At 57.5% G+C, this 23,532-nt stretch carries 25 protein-coding genes; 4 read left to right on the forward strand and 21 right to left on the reverse strand.

Translation table 11 applies throughout. The annotated features are described in order from the left end of the window. The 15 genes from ACF8ME_RS12140 to ACF8ME_RS12210 all read right to left on the reverse strand — a co-directional run. Nucleotides 1-575: hypothetical protein (locus ACF8ME_RS12140; RefSeq protein WP_392416623.1), on the reverse strand; the 575-nt coding region annotated here is incomplete at its 3' end. 10 nt (nucleotides 576-585) lie between these two features. Then, complete coding sequence (locus ACF8ME_RS12145) at nucleotides 586-1,023, reverse strand: hypothetical protein (protein ID WP_392416625.1); 438 nt, start codon at nucleotides 1,021-1,023, stop codon at nucleotides 586-588. Between the two features lie 13 nt (nucleotides 1,024-1,036). Next, nucleotides 1,037-2,047, reverse strand: coding sequence for an ATPase, T2SS/T4P/T4SS family (locus ACF8ME_RS12150; protein ID WP_289241083.1), 1,011 nt, complete (start codon nucleotides 2,045-2,047; stop codon nucleotides 1,037-1,039). A gap of 1 nt (nucleotide 2,048) precedes the next feature. Then, nucleotides 2,049-3,266 carry a hypothetical protein gene (locus ACF8ME_RS12155; RefSeq protein WP_392416627.1) on the reverse strand — a complete coding sequence of 406 codons (1,218 nt, stop codon included), beginning with the start codon at nucleotides 3,264-3,266 and terminating at the stop codon, nucleotides 2,049-2,051. A gap of 27 nt (nucleotides 3,267-3,293) precedes the next feature. Beyond that, nucleotides 3,294-3,821, reverse strand: coding sequence for a hypothetical protein (locus ACF8ME_RS12160; protein ID WP_338500755.1), 528 nt, complete (start codon nucleotides 3,819-3,821; stop codon nucleotides 3,294-3,296). A gap of 78 nt (nucleotides 3,822-3,899) precedes the next feature. Continuing rightward, the gene (locus tag ACF8ME_RS12165) at nucleotides 3,900-4,985 is read right to left on the reverse strand and encodes a type II secretion system F family protein (protein ID WP_392416629.1); all 1,086 of its coding nucleotides are present in this window, start codon (nucleotides 4,983-4,985) and stop codon (nucleotides 3,900-3,902) included. Then, nucleotides 4,985-6,793, reverse strand: coding sequence for a GspE/PulE family protein (locus ACF8ME_RS12170; RefSeq protein ID WP_392416630.1), 1,809 nt, complete (start codon nucleotides 6,791-6,793; stop codon nucleotides 4,985-4,987). Before ACF8ME_RS12170 ends, ACF8ME_RS12165 begins: the two co-directional genes overlap by 1 nt. A gap of 8 nt (nucleotides 6,794-6,801) precedes the next feature. Next, complete coding sequence (locus ACF8ME_RS12175; RefSeq protein WP_392416632.1) at nucleotides 6,802-8,271, reverse strand: hypothetical protein; 1,470 nt, start codon at nucleotides 8,269-8,271, stop codon at nucleotides 6,802-6,804. Continuing rightward, nucleotides 8,207-8,839, reverse strand: coding sequence for a hypothetical protein (locus ACF8ME_RS12180; protein ID WP_392416634.1), 633 nt, complete (start codon nucleotides 8,837-8,839; stop codon nucleotides 8,207-8,209). Before ACF8ME_RS12180 ends, ACF8ME_RS12175 begins: the two co-directional genes overlap by 65 nt. Beyond that, nucleotides 8,832-10,571 (reverse strand): secretin N-terminal domain-containing protein, encoded by a 1,740-nt coding sequence (locus ACF8ME_RS12185; RefSeq protein WP_392416636.1) that lies wholly within the window; start codon nucleotides 10,569-10,571, stop codon nucleotides 8,832-8,834. The genes ACF8ME_RS12180 and ACF8ME_RS12185 overlap by 8 nt, the downstream gene beginning before the upstream one ends. Continuing rightward, complete coding sequence (locus ACF8ME_RS12190; protein ID WP_392416637.1) at nucleotides 10,561-11,376, reverse strand: TcpQ domain-containing protein; 816 nt, start codon at nucleotides 11,374-11,376, stop codon at nucleotides 10,561-10,563. The genes ACF8ME_RS12185 and ACF8ME_RS12190 overlap by 11 nt, the downstream gene beginning before the upstream one ends. Before the next feature lie 11 nt (nucleotides 11,377-11,387). Then, complete coding sequence (locus ACF8ME_RS12195; protein ID WP_155294253.1) at nucleotides 11,388-11,603, reverse strand: hypothetical protein; 216 nt, start codon at nucleotides 11,601-11,603, stop codon at nucleotides 11,388-11,390. A 14-nt stretch (nucleotides 11,604-11,617) separates the two neighbouring features. After that, nucleotides 11,618-12,043: a lytic transglycosylase domain-containing protein gene (locus tag ACF8ME_RS12200; RefSeq protein ID WP_392416640.1), complete on the reverse strand. Its 426-nt coding sequence runs from the start codon at nucleotides 12,041-12,043 to the stop codon at nucleotides 11,618-11,620. A 122-nt stretch (nucleotides 12,044-12,165) separates the two neighbouring features. Continuing rightward, nucleotides 12,166-13,053 (reverse strand): hypothetical protein, encoded by an 888-nt coding sequence (locus ACF8ME_RS12205; protein WP_392416642.1) that lies wholly within the window; start codon nucleotides 13,051-13,053, stop codon nucleotides 12,166-12,168. Further along, nucleotides 13,050-13,793 carry a DsbC family protein gene (locus ACF8ME_RS12210; protein WP_392416644.1) on the reverse strand — a complete coding sequence of 248 codons (744 nt, stop codon included), beginning with the start codon at nucleotides 13,791-13,793 and terminating at the stop codon, nucleotides 13,050-13,052. The genes ACF8ME_RS12205 and ACF8ME_RS12210 overlap by 4 nt, the downstream gene beginning before the upstream one ends. A gap of 226 nt (nucleotides 13,794-14,019) precedes the next feature. On the opposite strand from ACF8ME_RS12210, the gene ACF8ME_RS12215 reads away from it, so the two are divergent. Then, nucleotides 14,020-15,018 (forward strand): tyrosine-type recombinase/integrase, encoded by a 999-nt coding sequence (locus ACF8ME_RS12215; protein WP_392416645.1) that lies wholly within the window; start codon nucleotides 14,020-14,022, stop codon nucleotides 15,016-15,018. Here ACF8ME_RS12215 and ACF8ME_RS12220 read toward each other — a convergent pair. Next, on the reverse strand, nucleotides 15,015-15,845 hold the full coding sequence (locus ACF8ME_RS12220) for a SprT-like domain-containing protein (RefSeq protein ID WP_392416647.1): 831 nt from the start codon (nucleotides 15,843-15,845) through the stop codon (nucleotides 15,015-15,017). The genes ACF8ME_RS12215 and ACF8ME_RS12220 overlap by 4 nt on opposite strands. A gap of 125 nt (nucleotides 15,846-15,970) precedes the next feature. On the opposite strand from ACF8ME_RS12220, the gene ACF8ME_RS12225 reads away from it, so the two are divergent. Together ACF8ME_RS12225 and ACF8ME_RS12230 are read left to right on the forward strand one after the other, a co-directional pair. Then, a complete protein-coding gene (locus tag ACF8ME_RS12225; protein ID WP_392416648.1) occupies nucleotides 15,971-16,417 on the forward strand; it encodes a LexA family protein in 447 nt (148 codons plus the stop codon). A 15-nt stretch (nucleotides 16,418-16,432) separates the two neighbouring features. Then, a complete protein-coding gene (locus ACF8ME_RS12230) occupies nucleotides 16,433-17,728 on the forward strand; it encodes a Y-family DNA polymerase (RefSeq protein WP_392416650.1) in 1,296 nt (431 codons plus the stop codon). A gap of 4 nt (nucleotides 17,729-17,732) precedes the next feature. Here the strand turns inward: ACF8ME_RS12230 and ACF8ME_RS12235 are convergent, their stop codons facing one another. Continuing rightward, nucleotides 17,733-18,191 (reverse strand): hypothetical protein, encoded by a 459-nt coding sequence (locus ACF8ME_RS12235; protein ID WP_392416651.1) that lies wholly within the window; start codon nucleotides 18,189-18,191, stop codon nucleotides 17,733-17,735. 329 nt (nucleotides 18,192-18,520) lie between these two features. On the opposite strand from ACF8ME_RS12235, the gene ACF8ME_RS12240 reads away from it, so the two are divergent. Further along, a complete protein-coding gene (locus tag ACF8ME_RS12240; protein ID WP_392416652.1) occupies nucleotides 18,521-18,784 on the forward strand; it encodes a hypothetical protein in 264 nt (87 codons plus the stop codon). Nucleotides 18,785-18,789: 5 nt separating this feature from the next. Here the strand turns inward: ACF8ME_RS12240 and ACF8ME_RS12245 are convergent, their stop codons facing one another. From ACF8ME_RS12245 to ACF8ME_RS12260, 4 genes are read right to left on the reverse strand one after another with little or no spacing between them, the layout of a single operon-like run. Beyond that, nucleotides 18,790-20,430 (reverse strand): conjugal transfer protein TraG N-terminal domain-containing protein, encoded by a 1,641-nt coding sequence (locus tag ACF8ME_RS12245; RefSeq protein WP_392416653.1) that lies wholly within the window; start codon nucleotides 20,428-20,430, stop codon nucleotides 18,790-18,792. Between the two features lie 14 nt (nucleotides 20,431-20,444). Further along, entirely contained in the window at nucleotides 20,445-20,873 is a 429-nt protein-coding gene (locus tag ACF8ME_RS12250; RefSeq protein ID WP_392416654.1) for a hypothetical protein, read from the reverse strand. Beyond that, nucleotides 20,870-22,252, reverse strand: a complete 1,383-nt coding sequence (locus ACF8ME_RS12255) for an integrating conjugative element protein (protein WP_392416656.1) — start codon at nucleotides 22,250-22,252, stop codon at nucleotides 20,870-20,872. The genes ACF8ME_RS12250 and ACF8ME_RS12255 overlap by 4 nt, the downstream gene beginning before the upstream one ends. A 10-nt stretch (nucleotides 22,253-22,262) precedes the next feature. Then, on the reverse strand, nucleotides 22,263-23,483 hold the full coding sequence (locus tag ACF8ME_RS12260; RefSeq protein ID WP_392416657.1) for a TraU family protein: 1,221 nt from the start codon (nucleotides 23,481-23,483) through the stop codon (nucleotides 22,263-22,265). Nucleotides 23,484-23,532 lie beyond the last annotated feature (49 nt).

Consider the following 23,532-nt stretch of genomic DNA (forward strand, 5'->3'; position numbering starts at 1 on the left):
GCATCTGGGACGACTCCACCATTTCCTTGCGTGTATCCTGATGCTGTTAAGGCGCTGTCATACAGCTTGGGATCAGCCAGAACGATAGGAGCCGATCCATCTACTGTTGCCGAGACGATGAAGCTTTCTACTCCTCCAGTGGGCTTTGGTGGATCTTCACGGTCGTATACAAGTTTGAAGATGGCAACCCAACGCTCCCTGTATGGATTCAGATCACTAGTGGTCGCTGGCAAAGCAGCATGGAATTTCAGCATGCTGCTATCCACAGCGCATCTGTGCAAAGTCGGGTCATATGTGATGGTTCCACCTTCTCCGGTCACACTGTTCACATTGACCTTGCATAGCTTGTCCGCATCTGTTCCGTCCGTCATGGCTGCTATGTAAGCCGTTCTGTTGGAGTTGAAATGTGCATCAGCAGCTATTGCGAATTGCGTCCAGTGGCTCGATATGGACTTTGCCTTACTTACTTCGTTGCCCTTTGATAATAGGCTAAAACTTGCCAGCAGAATGATTGAAAGCAGCGTCAATCCAACAGCTATCTCGATCAGCGCTACACCTCTGTGTTGGTTTTTCATTTTTTCTTTCCTACATACTGCACAGTAAAGTGGCGGACTCTGCGATTTCTTGATCTCCGACGGCATAGTAATTCTCTCTTTTTTGAATCTTCGGTCCTGATTCTGCGTCGGGAAAAAGTTGAGCAATGTTTGCCATGGTTTCCTCGCTGATGTCAGTACAAGCAGACCACGCACCGTCTTCGCCTTTGATCACATACCAGGAAGAGCGCATATCAGCCATGTTCATTCCAGAAGGGGCACTCACCTTGATGTCTCGCCAGTAAAGTCTCTTCAGAGCGATTCTGTCACTATCAGAAAAATAATGATCAGCAGCGGTCATGAATGCTTTGTACTGCTTTATTTCTTCACTAGCGCTTATCTTTATTTCTGAGGCACCTGAATCTCCCTGCGAGGACGCATAGCTGAGTATTGCAGCCAAAAAGAACGCAATGTATACGAAGATCCACATTCATCACTCGCAGTCAAGGTAAACGAAAACCACCGATGGAGCCAGTGACTGTTCTACCGCCTGAAACTGCTGCAATCGTTGGAGGTGTAGACGCATACAGTCGCGCATTCGCCTGTCGTTGCGCCTCTTCATTTATTCCTGAGTAGTTTCCCTGGGAAATACGCTGCTGTACGACCAATGTTTTCTCTAAGAGCTGAACTTGGAGAAGTTTGTTTTCAAGGCGCTGAAACAGCAAGCCGCGTAGCAACTGAGAGAACATCTCTATTTGCCCCTTCTCAATTCTGTCGCTAAAGCTTTGGACGGCTGTAGCTACATCAGAGGCAAAGCTGGTCGTTATGACGAGGAACCCGTTTCCTGCTGCGCGCAGGGCCTCTCTTGCTGCTCCATCTTCACGAATCTCTCCTATAAATAGCATGGATGGAGTCCCAACGGCTTGCGATCGCAGAACTCCCTGAAGTGCCTTTTCCCAGCAGCCACTTCCGTTCTCTTTCACTTGGGTTTGAGTGCAATATCCTTGTCCATGCCAGCCATTGAGCGGGTGTTCTACGGGCTCTTCAACTGTGTGAGCATATCCACTGAATTCAATCAGTCTGGATACGACAGTGGCGGCAGCGGTAGTGCTTTTACCACTGCCTGTTGGACCGCTGATGAGTATGAGCCCCCCTGATGAATGTCTTTGGTCAAGAAGGAATCGCTGTGACGCTTCAGAGAGCTTGGTGGGCAAGCTCTCCAGTGTGGGCGCACTAGATTGCATTTTCCGGAAGCGAATCCAAGTCCCGTCCACAACACTTGAGTCCAAGTGACCACGCCAATTATTGCCTTGGAATGAAATGGTTCCGTCTTCGAGCTTCAGCTCTGTAAAGCTTTTGGCAAGGCTGATGGCATAGTCTCGCAGCAGGGGGTTGAGCTGTAGAGGACCTGGAAACTGTATACTTTTCTCAGGTGCAGTGAGGCATACCCCCAGGTCGGAAATGCTTCCAATGAGGCTGCTCAGGTCTGTTGCGGTAACGGCGTCGATGTTCATTTTATTTCAGGAGACTGCACTCTACGGCGCTATACATAAAAACGACTTGTCCAGGCAAATTGGATTTTTCTTCGTAGTCACTCCCGAACTCATACGATCTGAGAGTCGGCTTTCGAGTCAGCTGAAAATCTGTGGGGTCAGCATAAATTCCCACATGCGATAGTTGGTAGTAGTTCGTTGTGAAAGAGCAGTTGTAGCCACCGCATTTGGGTACTGTCAGCTGGTCGTTTGACGCTTGAACGGGCGTTCCATTGAGCCTTTCTTCATAGCCCCAGCTGCCGCCCCAAGTGGTGCGTGGGGCAGGAGATCCAGCACGTCCCCAAGCACCTCCAAAGCCAGGAACCATGCTGTCACTGGCCTCCGCATTCATATCCAAAGGAAATGACAATCCATTGGAGCCCGAGCGTGTAGGTGTTGCTGGAATCCGTGCATCCAGATACATCCACCACTTCGCAGGGCGCATTGATTCCGGCGTGCTTTCTGCCCATTGATGAATGGGCCGTTGCCAAAAAGCCGGGCTGCGCGTGGTATCTCCAATAGGTGCGCTGTTGCCATCTGGATATGTGCTCACTCCCCCGTTGTGTCCGCTGCCGGAAGTGCCAGGATTTGCCCCGCCGCCACCAGCTCCTGGTGTCGCGCTGCCGCCTTGGCCTGGGGCATAGCTGGAGCCCGCTCCACCGCCGCGCCAGCCAGCACCACCACCGCCACCTGAAACTCCTGGCCAGCCCGAGCCGCCACCGCCCCCAGTGACGATGCGCACGCTGTCACCGGGCGCCACCTGGAAGTCTCCCTTCGTCACCGGAGCTTCCTGGCCACCGTTGCCCCCTGGGGCGATGGCCGCCGTGCTGCCATTCAGAATGATGGCGGTGGAACCGCCACCGCCTCCGTTCGTCCCTGTGCCGCCATTGCCGCCAGCCGCTTTGTAGTAGAGCCGGATGTTCTCCAGCCCGTAGAACTCCGCGGCCTGCAGCGTGAAGCTCACATCCGGCGATTTGATGGCCACGTAGCATTTCTGCAGTGTCTCCACGCGGCCGCTGGCATTGCCGGAGCCGCTTCCACCGCCTGCTTTGGCCGGAGGATAGTAGGTGTAGCCCGACAGAGAGCCCGGAGTCACAAAAACAGCATCGGCCAAGGCATAACTGGTATTGAGGCCCAGGGCGGCGACGGCGCAGGCCTGGGCGACCAGGTGGAGCAGGGCTCGGGGGGGTGTCGTCCTCATTTGCATCGTGCTTCTCTGTCGTAGTGCTCAGCGGACCTGGATGGCGATCTTGGTGCCTGCTTCAGCGCAGCCCGTGGTCAGGCCCGTTTGATCCAAGGTGGCTCCGTTCTTGTAGAGGTTGCCGCCCGAGATGACGCCGGCGTTGGCCGCTGCAGATGCCCCCACGCGGATGGCCATGGCCACTGGCTCCAGCCGGGCCACCAGGTTCGCACAGTCGTCCTTGTCCATGGGGGCTGCGGTACCGCCCAGCGTCATTGCGAACGTGATGCGCGAGCCATTCAGGGCCATCTGGTTGCCATAGCCGTCATACAGCTGGCCAGCGTCGAACTTGATGGGGTTTTTGACGATGCCAATCTTGTCCACTTCTGCGGCCGTGACACTCGTGTAGTCGTTCGCACGATTCCAGTGCTTCTGGATGTCCATGGCCAGATACAGGGCCTTCTCGCCGAGATTTCCTGCATTGATGCCTCCTTTGAGGACGCCCAGGGAACTCAGCACGATGGCGGCCACGATGCCTGCCAGCAGTGTCCAGGCCGCCATTTCAATCATGGACATACCGCGCTGGAGTTTTGCTTGAAAGGCTTGCGGCTTGGAAGTGGTGTTGTGAATGATCATATATGTTGCCTGTGAAATCTATTTAAGAGTGCCGACGATGCCGTACATGGTCACGGCGATCCATAAGATTGATCCTGCAATAGCAAGTGTTCCCAATATGTCCGCCACCATGGCGGTTGTTTTGGCTTTTTCAATCGAGAGTTCAGAGAACTCGTTAGCGATGTGATCCAGGGATTGCCCGAAATCGCTAGTTCTTCCATAAAGACTAATAATCCATGCGTTCTCCTCCGGAAATAAATTGCATGAGGTTAATGAAACGTGAGGGGGTTTTCCTTGTTGCGTAAGTCGCTTGATATGATCGAGCTTGCTTACCATGTATCTGTCTGCGCCCTCGGAGATCGAGTTCACGGCTGTTCTAAACGGAACACCAGTTCTGAGAAATCCGCTCAGGCTTCCCAAGGTTGCAGATGAATTCAGCAACCTGACTGTGGTAAACGGCCAGATGTTTCTATCCAAGAAATTGCGCACCGGCCCGGTCAAATTTTTCTTGAGATAGTTAAACGCCCAATAAATGAAAGCAATAAATAGAAAGAAACCAATAATGAAAGCAATGATGTGATCTGCCACAAATCCAAAACTTTGGGCTGCTTGCGTCCATCGGTGCCTTGGAGCCGCTTGCTCCATTTGCGGGATAATCTCCAGAGAGAAGTAGTAATATATGACGGACATCATGAGTGCATACCAAAGAACGCGCGAGACACCAGACCGTATGATTTTGATGATCTCGGACTGACTGCGCGCATACTTCGCAGCTTGAAGCAAACCCAAGGAGATATTTCCCTGTTCTTCACCACTGCGAATAATCATGGCCTCATTATTCGGGACTAATCCCAATAATACGTCTCCGAGCTTCAGGGTTTGAGCCTCCCTGCCTTCAAGCGAGACTCTTTTGCTTCCGCCGCCCTTCATCCTGCGCATCACTTCTTGAAGCAACGGATGGAGAAAATGTTTTTGCTTGCGGTACTCTGCTTCCATCTCTGAGAGCGCTGCGCCGAGGGGTATTCCACCGGCAGGCCCTGTCATGGAAGCGAGCGCGCCGTATAGCTTGGCCCTGATATCCGTGGTGAGGCGGATTTGGAACAGAATTCTTTTGATCTTCTTCATCAGAATCCATCCCTTCTGAGCATCCCAATACTGTGCTCCACATCGCGCGGATCTACGAGGCCCTGCCGCATTTTTTGAATCGCGTGCGAAAGTGCAGAGACTCCGAGGCCATACTCCACTTTTTCACCCAGCGTGGTGAGCCAGTAATCACGCGCTCCTGCTTCATCCTTTTTCTTGATGAAGCCTAAGAGCTTCTCATCGGGAATGATTATTTCTGCAATGGGTGTTCTTCCGAGGATACCTGTGCCATTGCATGTTTCGCATTTGCACCCTGTATCTAACTTGTTCTCTGCGTTGAGAAAATATCTGCCTTCGTTGATGAAGCGAATATTGTGTTTATCGTCACTTACAGAGGTCAAGCGATTAAAAAGACCCTCATTGATCATGCCGGTCGCACGAGCAAGATCAAGTGGCAATGAACATTCGGGGCACACAATAGGTAATAGCCTTTGATAGACAAAACCGGAAATGAATCCAGGCATGGTCATCAGGTCAATATCTACCCCCAGTTGCTCAAGACGAGAGAACGCAGCCATCGCCGAATAGCCATGGATTGATGACAGAATCTTGTGCCCTGCAAGAACCAGATCCTTTACGGTCTTTGCGGCTTGGCTTTCGCGGATTTCTCCGACCATGACCACATCGGGGTCCTGCCGTAACGTGGCTTCCAAAAGTACGTTGAAAGTATCTTTTGTGGCGGGCATCTGGCATGCGTTGGGAATCTCATATTCCACCGGAGACTCAATCGTGCATACCTTGATATTTGGACCACGGTTTTCGTAGAGCTGCTGTATGCAGCTTTGCAGAGACGATGATTTTCCGGAGTTGGTTGGCCCGACAAATACGACCAGGCCAGAGCCCCCGATGAGCATTTTCTCAACTTGTTCCCGCTGAGCGTCGGAGTATCCGACGTCGCTGAGTTTCTTGAAACCACCTTCGACGTGGGCAGGCCTGAGCAGACGCAAAACTAACTGGAATTTATCCGGATGAATGGCTGTTGAGTGGAACCGCACTGTCAATAGACGCTTGTTCTTTTTCGTGGGGTCATCCCACACGTCAAAATTCGTGTCCTTGATTTCCCGTTTGGTCCAGGAGCCTTTTCGGGCAATGTCCGTTGATTCAAAGTTGAAGAGTACCGAACCATAGTCTTCAGCGGTTGCCAGAGAGATGTCTCCCATCTTGTAACGTCGGCCGTCAATACGGAGCAAGACCTCAGCTTTGTTCTCTCGTGCCTCGATATGGATATCTGATGCGCCAGATTTTGCAGCATCCAATAGCAATTGCCGCACACGCGTCTGGGTAGACGTTTGTTCGGAATCCGAGCTGCTGATCTCGCGCGCGTTGTTGTGGTGGACCGCCCGAATTATTTCCCAAGTGGAGATCAATGGATAGATGTTTAGATGGTTGTCTGCTTTCAGACGCTGAGCAACATCCAACATGCCTCTGCTTTGCAGATACATGTCAGGAGTCATCAGCAAATAGGTACGATGGCTTTTAGAGCTCTTGGAATCTGCGAGCGGCTGATTGAGCGCGAAGCCGGCTATCTTCTGCTCGAACAGCATATTGCTCTGTATCGCCGCGAAGTGTTCCAGATGTTGTTCACCCAGCGGGTGTGTGAGCTTTTGAAGATAGATGTACTCACCTTCCGGAACTGCTGGTACATCAGAGACAGCGTATCTCTCCAGCACTGCACGCTTTTCATTGAGATCCCTCTGCTTGAGCTGGAGTGCTTCCTTGGCTTTTGCATGCTGATCTTGATGTTTATCGCCCCGACGCCCGGGCATTCTCAATGTGATACCGAGTTCCATTTTTTGACCTATTCCAGGATATAGAGCGTTGTGGAGGCGCTAACTTGTGCGCCCACCGCTGCCGGATTATTCCAAATCACGCGCTCGACATTAATGGGATATTTATTTAGTATTTCTACTGCCCAAGGCATGCTCAAGAGCTCACTGCTGCTGGCGGTGTTTAGCTGAAGTTGGATTTTTTTTCCTAATCTGTACTCGCTAACGCCTGCCATGCCTTTGATTTCTGCGGGAGGTCGTAGCGTGACTTCTTCTTCCTGCGAGAATTTGAGAGCCTTGAGATTACGGGCTGCCCAATCCAGTATCGTCATCTTGACGACTCGTGGATCTACCTTCTCAGCGGTAACTCCGATTATCGAATTTGTTGCAAGTGGAAAATAGGAGACGATAGGGCCTTCAGCGTTCATTGGATCGAGGATGCCTGGCAGCTTTGTGCGGTCCGCAATGCGTGTATGGGAGTTTGCGGGTGACCATTCAACGGTTGCTTTCTTCCCTTGAAAATCACATTTCAGAATCGCTGGCTTATAGCCCATCGATGTATATGGCAGCGACTTGCGAATCTTCTCGCACTCATGCCATTGCGAAAGTGCGACTCCTTGCAGTCCGAAGTTTCGTTGCTCTGATGCAATTTTTTCTTGGTATTGATGAATCAGATTGGCTATTCGTTGCTCCTCGGCTCGCTTTTCTTGCTGGCTCTGTAGCAATGCTTTCAGTGCGGCCAAACGACGCTCTTCATTTCGCAGGTTCTCTCGCTGGGTCGCTATGAAATACGAGCCTGCGGCAGCGGCCGTCAGAAGGAGGGTCGCAGCGAAAATCTTTCTTATATCAAGACCATTTTTACGCAGACGACATTCTTGTAACTCATCGGATTTGAGTTCTTTAGCTGCCTCTATGATTTTATGAATGGTATATCTGGCATTAATCGTGTCTCCGACTATCACGCCATCGTGTGGAATGTATTCTGCTGCGGTCGAAAATGCCTGTTTTGCCTCTTCCGTATCGTAGACAATTCGATCGAATGTTGGCTGAGGAAGGCCATCCTTGATCAGACATATCCAGAAGGTTCCTTCTGCAATTTTCTGAAAGACAAGTGCATTGTTCAGGAGCTTGGCGACAAGTGCTCCACCGGCGAAGCAACCTGCCGTCTGTGGCGAGCCCTTGGCCACGTTCAGCTGACCACTGACGCTCAAAGTCAGATAGGCATTATTTTTTCCGACAAACCGTTTTGCTGTCTTAAGATTATCTGCCTCTGTCCAAGTCAAACCGAGAGCCAATTTATAGCCATCGATTTTCCATATTTGAGTTGAGCTCTGATCAAAGCCGGAGGACAGAACTGAATCCGCTGCGATTTCACTTTCGGAGAGAGTCGGCTCAGTCCTGGCCTTCTTGAACGCGCGCTTTAGCATCTGTGACGCCTCACTGATTGCTTTGCGCAGGCGGCTGGCCGGCTTGCGTAGGCATTTGATTGGGAGTTGGGCCATTCCAGATGGCCGAGCTGGGCGAGGGCAGGGTGGGCTGCGCTTGGACCAGCCCTGCAGGCATGGCCAGCGGCGCCGCCGGCATGCCGGCGGCGGCTCCTTGGCTTGGCCAGGACATTCCAGGAGCCGACGATCCGGTCTGCGAACTGCTGGCCTTGAAAGCCAGCGTCATGGGTACTGGCTTCTTGCTCTTGGCGTTGGGCAGGGGCTCAATCCGGACCTGGACCTTGCGCGGTGCGACGCTGGCCAGCGTCATGCGCTCCGCGATCTCGTCGCCTTCGGCGAAGGTCAACACGGCTCCGTTGGCCAGGGCCAGGCGGGCAGTCTTCTTTCCATCGAGAATGATCACCGACACGACCGTCGGGAGGCTGCCCACGATCGGGTCCGTGCCCAGCATGTCGCGGATCTGCCGCTGCTGCTGCAGCAGCTGCAGCTGCACCTCGTTCTCGGCAGCCAGGTCGGCTGGGGTCTTCTCCTGTGCCAGGCCTGCGCCTGCAAGGACGGCAAGTGCAGCGGCCAGCAGGCCTGCGACGATGAACTTGCCCTTGGGGGCATTGCGTTGCTCAGCCATTTTTCTGACCTCCATACACCTGCATCACGATCACCGACATCGTTCGATCGCCGCGGCCGCGCTTGCTCGCGCCCGCGATCGACAGCTGGTCGTTGACTTCCTCGCTGCCGGAATCGAATCCAAACAGCACCAGGGCATCGCCGTCCTTGACGAAGGCCTGCTGCTGCATGCTCTGCCGCGCTACTTCTGGCGAGTACGAGGTCACGCCATTGACCACTTCAGGGTTCATGCTCGTGACGGAGGAAAGCTCAAACTGGTACTGCAGCAGGATGCGGTTGTCGCCCAGGATCAGCGGCACCACGTTGGCCGTCAGGCCGGTGGTGAGTGTGGTTTTCTGCTCGGTCGTCTGGGCACCGACGTTGGCGGTCTGCGTGGTCGTGCGGGTGGCCGTGTAGACGCGGTCCTGGACCACCTGGAAGGGCGAGGGCTGGCCGTTGATGGCCAGGAATTGGCCCTTCTTGAAGAGGGCCACGCTGCCGACCGTGTTGAGCGCCTCGGCGATGATCTTGGTGCCGTTGAGCCGAGAATTTGCGTCGGCGAAGCTGACCGTGAATCGCCCGGGCTGCCCGCTGGACGGCTGGATCGGGCTCGTGCCTCCAAGGCTCACTCCATTGCCATTGAGCTGCTTGTAGACCAGGTCCATCGACAGGCCTGCGGCTTGCTCCTTGGCCAGCGTGACGTTGTAGACGGTCAGGTCGATCATCACGTTGCGCGCGTAGCGCGCGTTGATCGAGTTGAGCAAGGTGCTGATGCGCTGCAGGCTGTGCGGCCTGGCCGTGACCGTCACGATCCCGAGCTCCGGTGTAGCCGAAGCGAATCCGTCTTGGCCAGCCACCGCGAGCCTGGAGTTCGATGAACCGGCTCCTGCCCCTGCAGACCCGCCAATTCCACCGGCTGAGACGCCGGCCCCCGAACCACCTGCACTGCTATTCGCGCCGCGCGACTGAGATGAGGTTCCTGCCTGGATACCGAGGATGGCCTGGACCGAGCTCATGATCGATGTCCAGGGGTCGATGAGCTGGTTCTGAGTGACTGACACCGTGCCGCTGCCGCTACTGCCTCCAGCACCGCCCGACCCACCACTTGCTGCGCTGCCCCCTCCGCTGGAACCCGAGCCGGTGGCAGACAGGCTGATCGATGCCGCCAGCGCCTTGGCGCCGCCCGGAATGTTCATGTCGTAAGTGCGGGTCTCGAACCGGAAAAATTCGATCACGTTGCGCGAGCCGGCGTAGCGCCACGATGCCTGGTTCCGCTGGGCCAGGTCGTTGAGCAAGGCTTTCACCGATCCGTTGTGCTCGACCTGCGTGAAGCCATTGATGCCCCGGGTGCCGGCAACCTGGGCCTGTCCTTGCTGGCCGAGGTCAGCACCTGGCGCGCCCACGATTTCAGTTGCTGCGATCGGGATGCCGATGCGCGTCCCGAGCTCCTCCAGAACTTCGCTGAGCTTTTGCGAGCCATGGGTGGCGTAGGCGATTTCGCTCTCGAAAATTGCCGGTAGGGCCTGGCTCTTGTGCAGCCGGATCTCCTTGCCGGCGATGCGTGGCACTGCCAAGCGAGTGACGCCTGCAGGCGCGGCTATCTGGGTGCGTTCGGTCAACAGCCGGCGCGCCTGCTCGTTGGCCGCTTTAGTGTTCTTCTCGGCTTCCTGAATCGTCGTGCAGCCCTGCAGAAGCAGCACGCTGATCGCCGTGGCGAGACATGTCAGGCGCTGGGGGAGGTGCTTATTCTTCATTGCCGTCTTTGCTTTCTGCGGTGATGTCCGTGGACGTGACTTCCATGACCTGGTTGGCGGCCGCCACCGTCAGCAGGACCTGCTTGCCCTCGGCCCGGAGGATCGTGACCACGGCCTCGACGGCCGCAGCGACATCGAGTTCGTGGCTGAAGGCCGAGCTCGAAATGACTTGCCACGACACGCGCGGATACCAGATGAGCTTCCAGCCAGCGGCCTGGGCCCAGCCCTGCAGCTGCTCGTGCACTGGCTGACCTTCGCGCAGCACGTAGCGTTGCGTGGCCACCTGCGCGCCTGCTGCAGAGGAAGTGATCTGGACCGAGGCGACAGCACGGCTCTGGCGCGCGGCCAGTTCCTGGGCACTGGCCTGATCGCAACCGGCGGTGCTTGACGGCGCAGCTGCGCCGGCGGCGGCCCATGGCGACGAGGTCGGGCTCAGAGGGCTCGTCCTGGCGAGCTCAAGCCGCAGGCCTGCAGCGGTGCTGGCCAGCTCCAGTACCTGGCCAGGCTGCAGCTGCAGGTTCACAGAGCGCAGGGCATCGCCGATGCTCGCTGTGTCGCCCTGTTCGACATGCACCAGCTGCTGCGGATCGGTGGGACAGATTTCGAGATAGGGCACACCTATGCGCTGGGCGATCAGCTGGCCGAACTCGGACACCCGGGCGCGCCATGAAATAGCCACCTGGGCCTGCAGCAGCGCTTCGCGCGAGTCGTTGCCGCCAGCTGGGCCGTTGGCCAGCACAGGCCAAGAGACGGACATGGCCACGGCCGTGGCGCATGCACCGAGCATGTGTTTTTTCATCTTCATTCCTGTTTGCCTCAACGCTGCGCAAGCACGCGGGCCTGGGCCAAATGCCACATGGCCACGGCGTGGAAGGTGGTGCCGCGCATGCTGTTGCCGTTGAAAAAGCCACCGCTTTTGAGCAGCCTCTTCGCTGCTCGGCGGTGCTGTCGTTTGCGCTGACGCGCGTTGTTGGCGAACCCCATACGCTGGACTTCGCTCTTGGTGAGTGGACGTGTGCTGCCTCGGAACATGGCTTCTCCAGCGCTCAGCGCATTGCTGCTTCTGCAAGGGCGAACTCGCGGTACAACGCGAGCACCTTGGGCACGTACTGCTGTGTTTCGCGGTAGGGCGGGATGCCCTTGTGCTTGCGCACGGCGCCCGGGCCGGCGTTGTATGCGGCCAGGGCCAGGTGCCAGTCCCTGAACTCGAACCACATCTTTCTCAGATATGCGGCGCCGGCGGCAAGGCCCAGTACGGGGCTGTAGAGGTTGCTCTCGGCGTCCTGCAGCCCAACACCTCGCGCGGTGTCAGGCAGTACCTGTGCCAGGCCCCGGGCATTGGCCGGGGAACGTGCCTGGGCGTTGTATTGGCTCTCGACGGCGACCAGTGCCTTGAGCAGAGCGGGCTCCAGACCGTAGTGCAGCGCTACGGCGGTGATAGCTCGTTCGTGCTGCCAGTAGTTCTGGAGCATCTGCCGGCAATGCGCGTTGGTCTTGTGGCCTCGCAGGCAGTCGAGCGTGCTGGCGTGCGCCCCGAAGCACACGAGGGCGGTGAGCCCAAGGGCCGCTGCCAGATTGCTTATTCGGAGCCTGCTCATGCGACGGTCATCGCAATCGCGATGAATGCAAGGAGGAGCCCGGCCTGCAAAGCATGGCGTGAAAACTGGTCGACCGCCAATCCACCCTTCGCATAGCGGCGCCATACGGCCAGCAAGGCTGAGCCCACAATCACCGCAGTGGCGCCGATGCCGATGGTAAGGATGGTTTTGCGCACGTTGCCCATGCTCTGGCCCGAGGCCTGCCGAAACCCTTCTTCGAGGCTTTGCGCAACGGGCACTTCGGGAATGGGCTTCCAACCACCGCTGCCTCCACCCGTGCCAGGATTGGTTCCCCCACCGGTCCCACCATTCCCACCGGGCGAAGTTCCTGTGCCGCCGACCATTCGATCCGCCATGCCACAGATCGTCGTCCCGTTGCTGTCGGCGAATCCAGAGCAGCGACCGGAATTGATCATCCGTTGGCAGTTGCCAATTCCCAGCTGAACACATGCCAGCACCAGGTTCCCATCCACAGGTCGACCATCGAAAGTACCCAAGGCCAGTAGATCGCGAACCACGCCGGATTTCATAGCGTCTGTTGTCAAAGCCGACCACGAGTCGATCTGCTGCTGGAGACTCTGTTGGCGATATTCCTCTGGTGTCACACCAGCGTATTCACGGATATTCGCCCTGTTCATCTGCAGCACGCCATAGCAGCAGCTGCCGTTGTATGCGCTGGTATCTCCGCGGCTTTCGACGTTGATCGCAAGATTGGCGACAGCCTGGGCGTTCTGCTTGAGCCATGGACTCGCATTCGGTGAGTTCTGTATCGCTGTGACGATGTCAGCCGCACTGACGATGGCCGCAAGCGCGACTACCGGGACGAGGGCGAGCGTGAGCGGTGAGCGTTTGCGCCAGTCCGCAACAAATCTCAACAGCCTCATTTGCGCCCCCCAACTCGCCCGCCTTTTTCTAGCTCTTCCAGGAATTGCTCGGGAGGGGTGGCTCCCACAAGCCGCTTCCCGTTTGCCAAGACCACGGTGGGGGTGTTGTTGATCTGGTAGCGCTCGCCAGTGCGGAGGATTTCGACCAGGCCGTCGACGTTGCATGCCTCAGACAGTTTGGGCCGGGCGCCGTTCATCATCGCCTGCCACACTCCGGCCCGGTCTGGAGAGCACCACGCCATGCGCGCCAAGTTCTGGCTCTGGGGGCTGATAACCGGAAGCATGAACCTGTAGACCGTCACGTCATCGATCTGGTCTACGAACTTCGTGAACACCCTGCAGATGGGGCAGTTTGGATCTTCAAACACAGCCATCACGCGGCTGCCGTTGCCATGGACTTCCTTGATCGCGTGTTTGAGCGGCAGCTGATCGAACGGTATTGCCATTCGCTTGTCTTGGAGCCGTGCGGTGAGGTCCACGCGCTGCTTCAGGTCCATCATCGATCCGCCCACAAAACTGTAACGACCTGTTTCATCCACGTAAAATACTTCCCCCTCCGAAATGACCTCGAAGATGCCTTTCAGCGGCGTGGTACCGATCTCGTCTACCCGGACAGAGTTGCCGGTGTTCGCGGAAATCGCTGCCTTCAACTGAGCGGCGACTTTGTCTGAGACACCCTCAGCAAAAGACGTTGTGCAGACAGTGAGGAAGGCCGCTGCAACAGCAGCGGGCAAGGCCATGCGTACCAGGCGTGCGCACGAAAAATGAGGGGGGTGGGTAGGCATGGGCGCACTGTATGCAGCCCTCCCTAGACACTCCAGCGTAAAACGTTCGATACATACCGCACGTTTTACGCTTGACTTTTGGATATTTATTTGACCTAGAATTTGGCGCGTCGAGGTGTGCGTCTCGCCAGCTGGTACGGGTCTCACCGCCATCCCTGCTGGCCCGCCACTTGAGGACAGCATGGATAGAAAAGACCCCTGGATGCACCAGGGCGAGCCCTCCCGATTGCACGAGGGCTGGGATTCCCGTTTTGAAGATTTTCTGACTGATCTATTCCTGGCAGAGGGCTGGGCTGATTCCACGAGAAGAACACTGCAGGTTGAGATCTGCGCGTTCAACAAGTGGGCGATCCAAGAAACAGGGCGCGCATGGGATACCCTCCCGGCCTCGGACATTCAGTCCTATTTACAAGTCGCAAAAGCCTCTGTATCAGCCGCCACTTTCCGCAAAAAGCAATGGTGCCTGCGCAGGTTGTACGGATGGGCTCGCTCGGAGCTCATCGTGCATATGGATGTCGACCCCTATTTGCTACCGGTACGCGTGTTGTCGCGGCCGCGAGCGGAAGTGCCGAGCGTCGCACAGATCCAAAACGTTCTTGACCGACCCGATGTGAAGACGCCCGAGGGGGTGCGCGACCGTGCAATCCTTGAGCTCCTTTATGGAGCAGGCCTTCGCGCGGCAGAGCTACTGGGGTTGCCCCAAGACATGTATGTCCAGGGCCGCTGCCTGCAGATCATGGGAAAGGGGATGAAGGAGCGGTTGGTCGTGCTGGGCGAGCCTGCGCTAGATTGGATTGCACAGTACAAACGAATCCGCTCAGACATTCTTCGAGCTGGGGGCTACGCTGCTCGTTCGACAAGGCGTCTCTTCGTGTCCAGCGGGCACTATCCCGACTACCGCTATCTCCAGCTATGGCGAATGGTGCGCAGGTACTCGTCAATGTGTGGTCTGGACCTATCGCCCCACAGCTTCAGGCATGCATTTGCAACGCATCTTTACCAAGGCAGAGCACCCCTCGACACCATCAAGCTGCTGCTGGGCCATGCGCAGCTGGAGACCACAGCGATCTACGTGTCCAGGCATGGCCTTGACGACCACGAGCTCCACCATCGGCACCACCCTCGTGGTGCCGCATACAAGCCATTTCTACGCTGGGGCAATCCACGTCAACAAGGCTAATGGCTGACGAACTCAGACTGGCAATCGCCGCAGACGAGCTTGAGACCAGCTTTGCCCCAAACACTGATACGGTCCACGCAGCCCGTGCAGCTGTACTTGACGCGATTGGACTTGTTCAGCGGCTGCACGGTCTCGGAGCCTCCATCGGGCGCGGCCACGGACTGGCCCACGGGGCGCACGGCCTCGGCCAGGGCCGGCACGGTGGCCATGGGAGGCGTGGTGCCGGCCATGCCCTGGATCTGGGTGGCCATGCTCCACTGGCCCGTGACCACATGCTCAATGGCCGGAAAACGGTCATACCAGCTGAGCTGAAAGCGCGCTGTCAGCAGCTGCTCGCAGGCCGCAAGAAACGGACCGCCGACGATGGCGTAGTCGGCCATCATGTCGCCCGTGCGCTTCCCTCCAGGCCGGCCTGTGGATGACGGCATCAAGCCGATCGCCTCCATCTTTGCTGCCCACTCCTCATTGTGGTAGCGCGCCCGGCCTGGCTTGCCGAAGTGGTGCTGCCACAAGTGGGCCATCTCGTGCACTAAAGTCTGCAGCGTCTCGATGATCGGCACGGCCGCGAAGTACGCGGGGTTGAGCGCAATCTCGTCCGTGGTGCTGCCATCCAGCGACGCAAAGCGCGCCGCAGAGAAGTAGCCGCAGGTACGCTTTTCCCGCTGTAGCGTGATCAGGCAATAGGGCAGGGTGTCTGCGAACAGGTGCTCGTTGAAGTGCTCGTAGGCCTGCTGAAGCTCGGAGTAGGCCGCACGAGTGGGCGTGACACGCAGAGGCAGTGCAGTTGCTGGCAGAACGATGGGTGAGGCAGGACTGGCGACAATCATGATTTGTATTGTGCAATACAAACAAGGCTTTACCCAGCCTTCCAGTCGTTGCTGCCATGGGGGAGAAGGGTTGAATCTCGGCATTGCGGCGTATACTGTACATAACTACAGTATCGGTATAACCCATGACCAACGCTCACTTGCTCCCCCCAGAGCGGCCCGTCCAGCTCAGTGAGGCTGCCTGCTACGTTATCGCCGGCGATGCTTGCATCCGAGCGGGGTTTCCGTCGCCGGCCGCCGACTTCGGTGGCAAGCGAATTGACCTCACAAGCACGCTCATCACGCATCCACAAGCGACCTTTCTACTGCGTGTTGCCGGTAGATCAATGTGCGAAGACGGGATCGATGACGGAGATCTGATCCTTGTAGATCGAGCGATCAAACCTCAGCATCGACACATCGTTGTTGGGGTGGTGGACAATGATTTCACGGTCAAACGGCTCCACTGTGCCGGGGGCAACATCCGCCTGCAGTCGGCGAATGCGACTTACCCAGACATCGTGCCCAGGGACGGTCAGACCTTGGTGATTTGGGGCGTGGTCACCGCATGCATCAAGCGCTTTCGGGCATAACCTGCAGGTTGTCCAATGTTCGCGCTCATCGACGGCAACAATTTTTATGTCTCGTGCGAGAGGGTGTTCCGCCCCTCGCTGGTGGGCCTGCCGGTGGTGGTGCTCTCGAACAATGACGGATGCGCGATCGCCAGGTCAAATGAAGCCCGTGCCATCGGGGTAAGCATGGGCCAGCCATGGTTCGAGTTCCGACATCTCCAGCACACCCATGGGCTCGTTGCGCTCTCCGCGAACTTCGCGCTTTATGGAGACATGAGCGACCGGATGATGAGCATCGCTGCAGGCTTAGGTCCCACGCAGGAGATCTACTCGATCGACGAGTCCTTCATCGGTGGGCTGGAGGGGATACGCGACTTGAGCCTTCGGGCCGCAGCCGTGCGGGAGCGCATCCTGCAGTGGGTGGGCATCCCATGCTGTGTGGGCATCGGCCATACAAAAACGCTGGCGAAACTGGCAAACCAAATCGCTAAGGCTGCGGAGCGCAAGCCGGGCAGCTATCCCGGCGACCTGGCCAGGATCTGCAACCTTGCAGAACAGTCTCCGGAACGCCGACAGCAGTTGTTGCGTGCGACCGCTGCAGCCGACGTGTGGGGGGTGGGCAGACGCATTGCTGCTGACCTGGCCGATGTCGGCGTGCTCTCGGCCTGGGATCTTGCGCAGCTTGACTTGGCCATGATCCGTCGACGCTGGAGCGTCACGTTGGAACGCACAGTGCGCGAGTTGCGAGGTCAAGCCTGCATTGAACTGGACCTGGCGCCGGCGCCCAAACAGACGATCGCTTGCACACGATCTTTCGGCCGGCCGGTGAGCGAGTTGCAGCCTTTGCTTGAGGCTGTGAGTGAGTATGCAACCCGCGCAGCTGAGAAGTTGCGACTGCAGGATGGTCTGGCCAGCCAGCTTCAGGTTTTCGCGCACACTTCGCCGCACCGGCCTGGGCCGCGCTTCAATCGTTCTACGGTCATTCCACTACGACCTACAGCCGACACGCGGCAAATTGTCTCAGCAGCCATTTCGGGTGCGCGTGCAATTTTTGAGCCAGGCTTTGACCTAATCAAAGCTGGCGTGATCTTGCTCGATATTACTGGGAGCGATGCAGTACAGGCAGAACTACAACTTGAGGAGGCACCTGGCCGAGATCAAGGCAGATTGATGAGTGCAGTAGATAGGATTAATAGCAGATTTGGAAAGGGTACGGTGCACGTCGCAAGCACGGGGCAACAGAAGCCAGCTAAAACTTGGGAGATGCGTCAAGAGCGCCGCACTCCAAGATATACAACTGAAATTTCTGAAATCCCTTTGGTGCGCGCTTGATTATTCAACCAAGCTTTAATGTTTTATTGCATTCTTGAACGATCTTTCCGTACTGTACGGTACGGAAATTAATCGTTTGTAACGTCGGATCAAACGAGTATTCAATTCTGCCGATTTCGGGTTTTTCGCCAAAAATGGCGCAATAATTAGGCAGATCAGTTTGTTTTCCGTTGCTCTGAGGCCATGGCGTAACACGCATATTGCATACGCTGTAGATATCGTGGGAACTCGCGCCGTTGGCAGGCGGATCGCAACGCTCTGACCCCGCACTGGAGAACATGCTAAAAATGATGCGTCTAGGCCCCTTGCGGACATCACCAATCAGTAGAAAGACAGGGTAAAGACCTCTCTCATTCCGACGCACCCGAGAAAGGTCTTCGAACCAAAGCTGCTTAAGAATCTGCTGCTCCTCAGCAGTTCCAGTAGATGGAAAATTTGTACTATTGAGTACCACGGTTCGCATGGGAGTCCAGATCAACGAACTTTTTTCTTGCGCTCCTGCGGGCGCTGTTAGAGAAATAAGGACGGCGATAGCCGCAGGGAGCATACGAGTAGACGGCATAGTTAAGTGTGGGAGCCGCAAAAGCGGCGGACAAGAAGGATGCACAGAACTTTACACGTTCGCGTGCAAGCGTTACGATCTGTCAACCATTGATCTTTACATCAGCGGTGGCTTGATGGCTAGGACAGATCAACCTAGCGCATGGGGAACGCTCCTTATGAGGCGTCGGGTTTGGGCCTTGTGCTGCACCGTCGATGTCTGTGATCCAGATCTACACTCTAAGGACGCTCATGTTTGGTTTTTTTCTTCGATTTTTTATCGCCTCTCTGAAGCTCATAGGAAAAATTGTCTTCATTCTTGCAGGCGCTGTATTCTCCGGAATCGCCAATGCGTTTTTTTCGATGATCAATAGTGATGATGGCTCAGCTGGTGAGGATGGCATTTCAGCCCATCCTCGCTTTGACCACGGGGTTGTTGACGAAGCTACTGCTTTGCAAGCATACAATGAAGGAAAAATAGACGCTTTCGAGATGGTTTATTTCAATGAAGATTGAAAGCTTCATTTTCTCCTTGCAGAAATTTTAGAAGAGCCTGATTTAGTTGAACTTGCTGCACCACTAGCCATATTTGTTGCTCCGCCTAGGAGGCCGCCATCTGTGCCCAACCTGTAACCAAGCCACCCCATCATAATTGTCCAAATTGCTGGCAACCCTAGAAAAAGAAGCATTAAAAGTATATTTAGAATCATCCGTTTGTACAACTGCGGTTGCCCGGAACTAAATACTTGGGTAATTTCTTGCATGATGGCAGAGCCAGAGAATCCAGGATACATGGCCTCTATGAGCCGAGCATCTATCCAGCGTGCAATAAACCACATCACAGCCCAGAATTTCACAGTGAAGATGGCCATCGCTCCGTAAATCATCATTTTCAAGTCGTATCCACTGAGGAACACGATCGTTGGCAAGAACGTGTAGAGTGCCATCAATACCAAGGCCTGAACCATCGGTAGCGCATTGAGCAAAGGAATCATCATTAGTGACGCGTCCAGAGCTTTGTTTGCAACACCGAATGTGCTCGCCGCCCCGACGATGGACCTGCCGATATTCGTGGCAGTACCGTAGTCGTCACCAATGATCCGATCTGGTGATACGAATATGGGATTGGCCTTCTCAAACCCCAGCCGCGCAACGCTGTCCTTTGCTTCGTCCGCATTGGCGAAGGTCAGCGTGTTCTGAACCTTTTGGGTCAGGTTTTTCCAGGTGCTGGTGTTGTTGATCAGGCGATCGCGCAGGCCGGTCGACGCGGACTCCCACCATTGCGTGCATGTTGGTCGCCCCCAATCTGGGTTGACGTAGCCATGCTCTGGAGAGCCTTCAGGTGCCGGCGTCTGGATGTACTCCACGTCACGCGAGAAATCGATCGCCCAGCCTGGCACCGGGTTGTAGGAGCGCATGTTCGGATAGAAGCCTGCCTCGGTGCGGAAGAACTGGCTGCCGACCCAGTCCACATCGGTTGGCCCATAGCCGCTGCCCTCGGCGAGCAGGGCTTTGCCGGTCGGGGAGATCTTGCTCTTGTCCATGGCCAGGTACTGGCTGCGTGCGGGGATGAAGCACTCCGAGTAGAAGCGCTGCAGGTCATAGAGCAGGCCTGGATCTTCGATGGTCGCCATCCTGGCCATGTCCTCGATCATGCGGAGGTCGCGGCCTGCGTTGCTCAGGCCGGCGCGGAAGGCACCATTGACGCCGGAGGTGATGGCCATCGTGGAGTACCACCACAGCGGCACATACGACAGGTTTCCAGCTTTGCTGAATGAGCCATTGACGGCATCCGCCATGGCCGTGTCGTAACCCGACCTGGTGCCGCCCTTTAGCGAGACTGGCTGTGGTTCCGACCCATCGAAGCTACGAGCGGGCACATAGGTCATGTTGACGTTGTGCAGCGACGTGATGGGTGTCGTTGCAAAGCACATGGACATCACGAACAGGGCCGTGATGATCCGGGTCTGGACGGACTCCAGCAGAGACCTCACGCCTTCAAAGCCTTGCCCGCGGTCCTTGGCTTCATGCCAGGTGCGGAAGACGATCAGCGCGAAGGGCAGGGCTACCAGGCCGGTGCCGACGATGATCTCGCCGATCAAGTTGGCGAACGCCCAGCCGTACATGGTCGTGAAGAGCTCCAGATAGCTGTCGAGCTGCATGATTCGCTCCGAGATCAGTTGAACCAGCCGAGCACGGCCCGGCCAAGGTTGCCAGGCCCAATGGGGAGGGCGATGAGATAGAGGGCCAGGAAGCCGGCCGCGCGCCAGCGCATCAGGAGGATCTCGCGGTGCTCTGCCTTGCTGACGAAGCCACGGCGCCGGCCGTAGGCCACCAGGCGACGCCAGCGAGCGATGATGCACACGCACAGGAGGACCTGCGCAAGGGCGCCCAGGCGGGACGCGTTGCGAAACCAGGCCATGAGCTCCAGCACCTGGGTGGGAGCCAGGCGGATCAGCACGCTGGACACCAGCGTTGCGATGGCCAGCAGGCCTATCGCGCAAAGGAACCAGGGAACCCAGCCGCGCAGCCACCAAGGCGAATGGTGAGCGCTCGGGGCGGGCGGTTCATGCACGTCAATGTCGCTGCGAAATTCCTCGTTCATCGCTGAGCTCCCACATGGCCATCGACCAGGGGTGCCCGATCTGCACGACCGCCGCCGGCGGCGCCTGCTGCAGCCGCGCCAGCTGCCAGCTGGTTTTGCATGATCGCCAGCGCTGTGTCGCCGGTCATTTCCTTGCGGATGCGGAACTCAAACATCATGTCGTCGATGTACTGCGTCAGCCGGTCGATGCGCTGCTGCACTTCGTTGTTCACCTGCTTTGCAGCCGTGGCCTGGGGCAGGCTCATGCCCGAGATCAGCGCGTTGCGCGCGATCAGCGCCTTGTCGATGACCTTGTGCATGGCTATTTCCTGGGACAGGCGATTCACGGCCACCGAGCGCATATCCGTAGGCAGCTTGCGCACGGCATCCATGAGTTGCGGGCTCACGGCCATGCCCGGTGCGCTGACCTTCGCCAGGTCTGCCTGGCTGGCAGTTTCTGCCGTGGAGAGGGTCCGCATCGTGGGCAGCACGCCTTCAAGCTCCTGCTCGTACTTCGGCGCCAGGCCTGTGGCGGTGACGGTCGCTGTGGGGTTCGGGCAGCTGGCGTCCTGTGTGCAGAGATAGATCTTCTGGTCGCCCAGCACCTCGGTGCTCCACTTGGCGAGATCCTCGGGGGCCTTGAAGGCCTGGACCAGGCGCGTTGAGGACAGCGAGGAACTGCCATAGTTGGCCGTGGCGATGGTGCTGGCCGACTTGTTGATCGTCACGTTGTAGCCGGCCACGGCCAGGTCACGGATGGGCTGGATCGGTGCTGTGCCGATGCCACCGGCCCGGGCGCCAAACACCCAGTCAAGGCCCTTTTTCTGCGCTTCCTCGTTCTTATTGATGTCCACCTTGGCCTGCACCACGTCGCCGGACAGCGAGGCCTTGATCTTCCAGGCGTCCCCCTTGGCCAACGCGATGTAATCCTCGTAGGGGTCCTTGCCGGACTTGATCATCGACTCCATCTCTTCGCAGCTCTTGAGCGAGGAGGCGACAAGCAGATCCGCCTTCTGGCTGAAGTTCTGAAAGAGCTGATACAGGCCCGGTTGGGCGCGCTGCAGGAAGTACAAGGGCAGGGCGGCGATGCCGGCCTGCACAGCCCCGGCGACCGTGGCACCGAGGTTCTGGATGCTGTTCATCAGCGTGGACCAGGACATGCCGATGTCGAACTTGCCGCAGGAATAGTTGGCCCGCACGCCAGCGCTGAGCTGGGTGGACAGGGAGCCCCGGTTGGGCGCCATGCCGCTGGGCGAGCCGCCGCCCATGCGGTAGTACAGGCTGGAGGACGAAACGGGCTGTGCTTGCGCTGGCACGCTGAGGGCGGTGAGCGCGCAGGCCACGGCGACACACGAGATGGCCTGCAGCGCCTTGTGCTGCCGGCGAGATGATGCAGTCATCGAAGTTCCTTCAGGGAATGGAGTAGAGGTAGATGCCGCGCCGCTGGCAGCACACGTAGTGCTTCCAGAGATTCCAGGAGTAGCCGTCGGCCGGGTCGGTCTGGCCGTCGCCGAAGGTGGTCAGCGACAGCGAATCGTTCGCGCCGAATTGGATGCAGGAGGATGCTGGGTTGGGATGCAGCATTTGCCAGCGGTGCGGATGGCTGCCGAAGTAGACGAAGCCGCTGCCCGGCTCGACCTTGGTGTAGACGTGCGGCTGGGCCGACTTGTAGATGATCGATGCGACACGCTCAGCCAGCACTGCCGAGGCCTTCACGGGGTGCGACTGGATGATTTCGCCGGTGCGCGGATAGGTCGCGCCCCAGGTTTGCGTGTAGCCATTGCCGACTTCGCCCAGACCAGGAACCCAGGACTGCGGGTACAGCATTTCGACGGGCAAGACGCCACGCCAGAAAGGCGCATCGAGCTCGGTCTGCATGTGCAGGTAGAAAGGGGATGAGCCCCCTGGGCAGAACAGCATGGAGCCGCCCGTCATCCCCGAGACCATGCTGCCGATCTGCTGGAATGTGCCCACGGCCTCGGAGATCTGCTGCGCTGTCTCTGCGATCTCGATGACCTGGCGCACGCCGTCGATGGTCTTCATGATGCTCTGCAGACCGGCCAGCAGCTGGCCAGGTACTTCGAGCATCTTCTTGGCGTCGGAGGCAACAGTGTTGACGATCTCCTGGGGCACCTGCGTCCACTGGCGCCCGATGTTCGGCAGTTCCTGCGAAGGAAACTTGGCGAGCTCGCTGATGCCTGGGATAGGCAGGGACTTCGGCAATGTGACCGGCGCACCCGACACCATCATGGCCAGTTGCGCGGCCGGGTTGCCGATGGCGTCGGCGCTCTTGTAGTTGGTCATTGCCGAAGGCGTGTCCAGGCCTCCAGCTGACGAGTCCAGCGCGCGGCCCAGGATGGTGGAGCCGGCGGCAGTGACTGAGGTGGCCACGAGCGTGCCCAGGTCAGTCCAGGGATGGCGCAGCGGCTCGTTGTAAGTGCTGATCACCACGTCGGGCACGTAGTGGCTGATCTTCATGCTGGTCTCGATCCAGCAGACCGCGATCTTGCAGCGCAGGAAAAAACACACGCCTTCGACCTGGTAGCTCAGGCACGACATGGCCGCCGTGGCGGTGTGCACGATCAGGCCCGGCGTGGTCAGGGCGTTTGCTGGAGTGGGCGCCAAGGACATCGCCAGGGATGCGGCTGCAGCCGCAATCGACGTCGCAAGCGCGCGCCGG

It is taken from the genome of Delftia sp. WSY_7 (genome assembly GCF_043104845.1).
Taxonomy (GTDB): domain Bacteria; phylum Pseudomonadota; class Gammaproteobacteria; order Burkholderiales; family Burkholderiaceae_C; genus Comamonas; species Comamonas tsuruhatensis.

Excerpts from the sequence above, each read along its gene's own strand:
- ACF8ME_RS12250 (WP_392416654.1), bottom strand. The coding sequence starts at position 20,873 with ATGAACGAGGAATTTCGCAGCGACATTGACGTGCATGAACCGCCCGCC.
- ACF8ME_RS12215 (WP_392416645.1), top strand. The coding sequence starts at position 14,020 with ATGGATAGAAAAGACCCCTGGATGCACCAGGGCGAGCCCTCCCGATTG.
- ACF8ME_RS12195 (WP_155294253.1), bottom strand. The coding sequence starts at position 11,603 with ATGTTCCGAGGCAGCACACGTCCACTCACCAAGAGCGAAGTCCAGCGT.
- ACF8ME_RS12160 (WP_338500755.1), bottom strand. The coding sequence starts at position 3,821 with ATGTCCATGATTGAAATGGCGGCCTGGACACTGCTGGCAGGCATCGTG.
- ACF8ME_RS12260 (WP_392416657.1), bottom strand. The coding sequence starts at position 23,483 with ATGTCCTTGGCGCCCACTCCAGCAAACGCCCTGACCACGCCGGGCCTG.
- ACF8ME_RS12185 (WP_392416636.1), bottom strand. The coding sequence starts at position 10,571 with ATGAAGAATAAGCACCTCCCCCAGCGCCTGACATGTCTCGCCACGGCG.
- ACF8ME_RS12150 (WP_289241083.1), bottom strand. The coding sequence starts at position 2,047 with ATGAACATCGACGCCGTTACCGCAACAGACCTGAGCAGCCTCATTGGA.
- ACF8ME_RS12145 (WP_392416625.1), bottom strand. The coding sequence starts at position 1,023 with ATGTGGATCTTCGTATACATTGCGTTCTTTTTGGCTGCAATACTCAGC.
- ACF8ME_RS12245 (WP_392416653.1), bottom strand. The coding sequence starts at position 20,430 with ATGCAGCTCGACAGCTATCTGGAGCTCTTCACGACCATGTACGGCTGG.
- ACF8ME_RS12205 (WP_392416642.1), bottom strand. The coding sequence starts at position 13,053 with ATGAGGCTGTTGAGATTTGTTGCGGACTGGCGCAAACGCTCACCGCTC.
- ACF8ME_RS12220 (WP_392416647.1), bottom strand. The coding sequence starts at position 15,845 with ATGATTGTCGCCAGTCCTGCCTCACCCATCGTTCTGCCAGCAACTGCA.
- ACF8ME_RS12200 (WP_392416640.1), bottom strand. The coding sequence starts at position 12,043 with ATGCTCCAGAACTACTGGCAGCACGAACGAGCTATCACCGCCGTAGCG.
- ACF8ME_RS12170 (WP_392416630.1), bottom strand. The coding sequence starts at position 6,793 with ATGGAACTCGGTATCACATTGAGAATGCCCGGGCGTCGGGGCGATAAA.
- ACF8ME_RS12165 (WP_392416629.1), bottom strand. The coding sequence starts at position 4,985 with ATGAAGAAGATCAAAAGAATTCTGTTCCAAATCCGCCTCACCACGGAT.
- ACF8ME_RS12190 (WP_392416637.1), bottom strand. The coding sequence starts at position 11,376 with ATGAAGATGAAAAAACACATGCTCGGTGCATGCGCCACGGCCGTGGCC.
- ACF8ME_RS12240 (WP_392416652.1), top strand. The coding sequence starts at position 18,521 with ATGTTTGGTTTTTTTCTTCGATTTTTTATCGCCTCTCTGAAGCTCATA.
- ACF8ME_RS12175 (WP_392416632.1), bottom strand. The coding sequence starts at position 8,271 with ATGGCCCAACTCCCAATCAAATGCCTACGCAAGCCGGCCAGCCGCCTG.
- ACF8ME_RS12230 (WP_392416650.1), top strand. The coding sequence starts at position 16,433 with ATGTTCGCGCTCATCGACGGCAACAATTTTTATGTCTCGTGCGAGAGG.
- ACF8ME_RS12155 (WP_392416627.1), bottom strand. The coding sequence starts at position 3,266 with ATGAGGACGACACCCCCCCGAGCCCTGCTCCACCTGGTCGCCCAGGCC.
- ACF8ME_RS12180 (WP_392416634.1), bottom strand. The coding sequence starts at position 8,839 with ATGGCTGAGCAACGCAATGCCCCCAAGGGCAAGTTCATCGTCGCAGGC.
- ACF8ME_RS12210 (WP_392416644.1), bottom strand. The coding sequence starts at position 13,793 with ATGGCCTTGCCCGCTGCTGTTGCAGCGGCCTTCCTCACTGTCTGCACA.
- ACF8ME_RS12225 (WP_392416648.1), top strand. The coding sequence starts at position 15,971 with ATGACCAACGCTCACTTGCTCCCCCCAGAGCGGCCCGTCCAGCTCAGT.
- ACF8ME_RS12255 (WP_392416656.1), bottom strand. The coding sequence starts at position 22,252 with ATGACTGCATCATCTCGCCGGCAGCACAAGGCGCTGCAGGCCATCTCG.
- ACF8ME_RS12235 (WP_392416651.1), bottom strand. The coding sequence starts at position 18,191 with ATGCGAACCGTGGTACTCAATAGTACAAATTTTCCATCTACTGGAACT.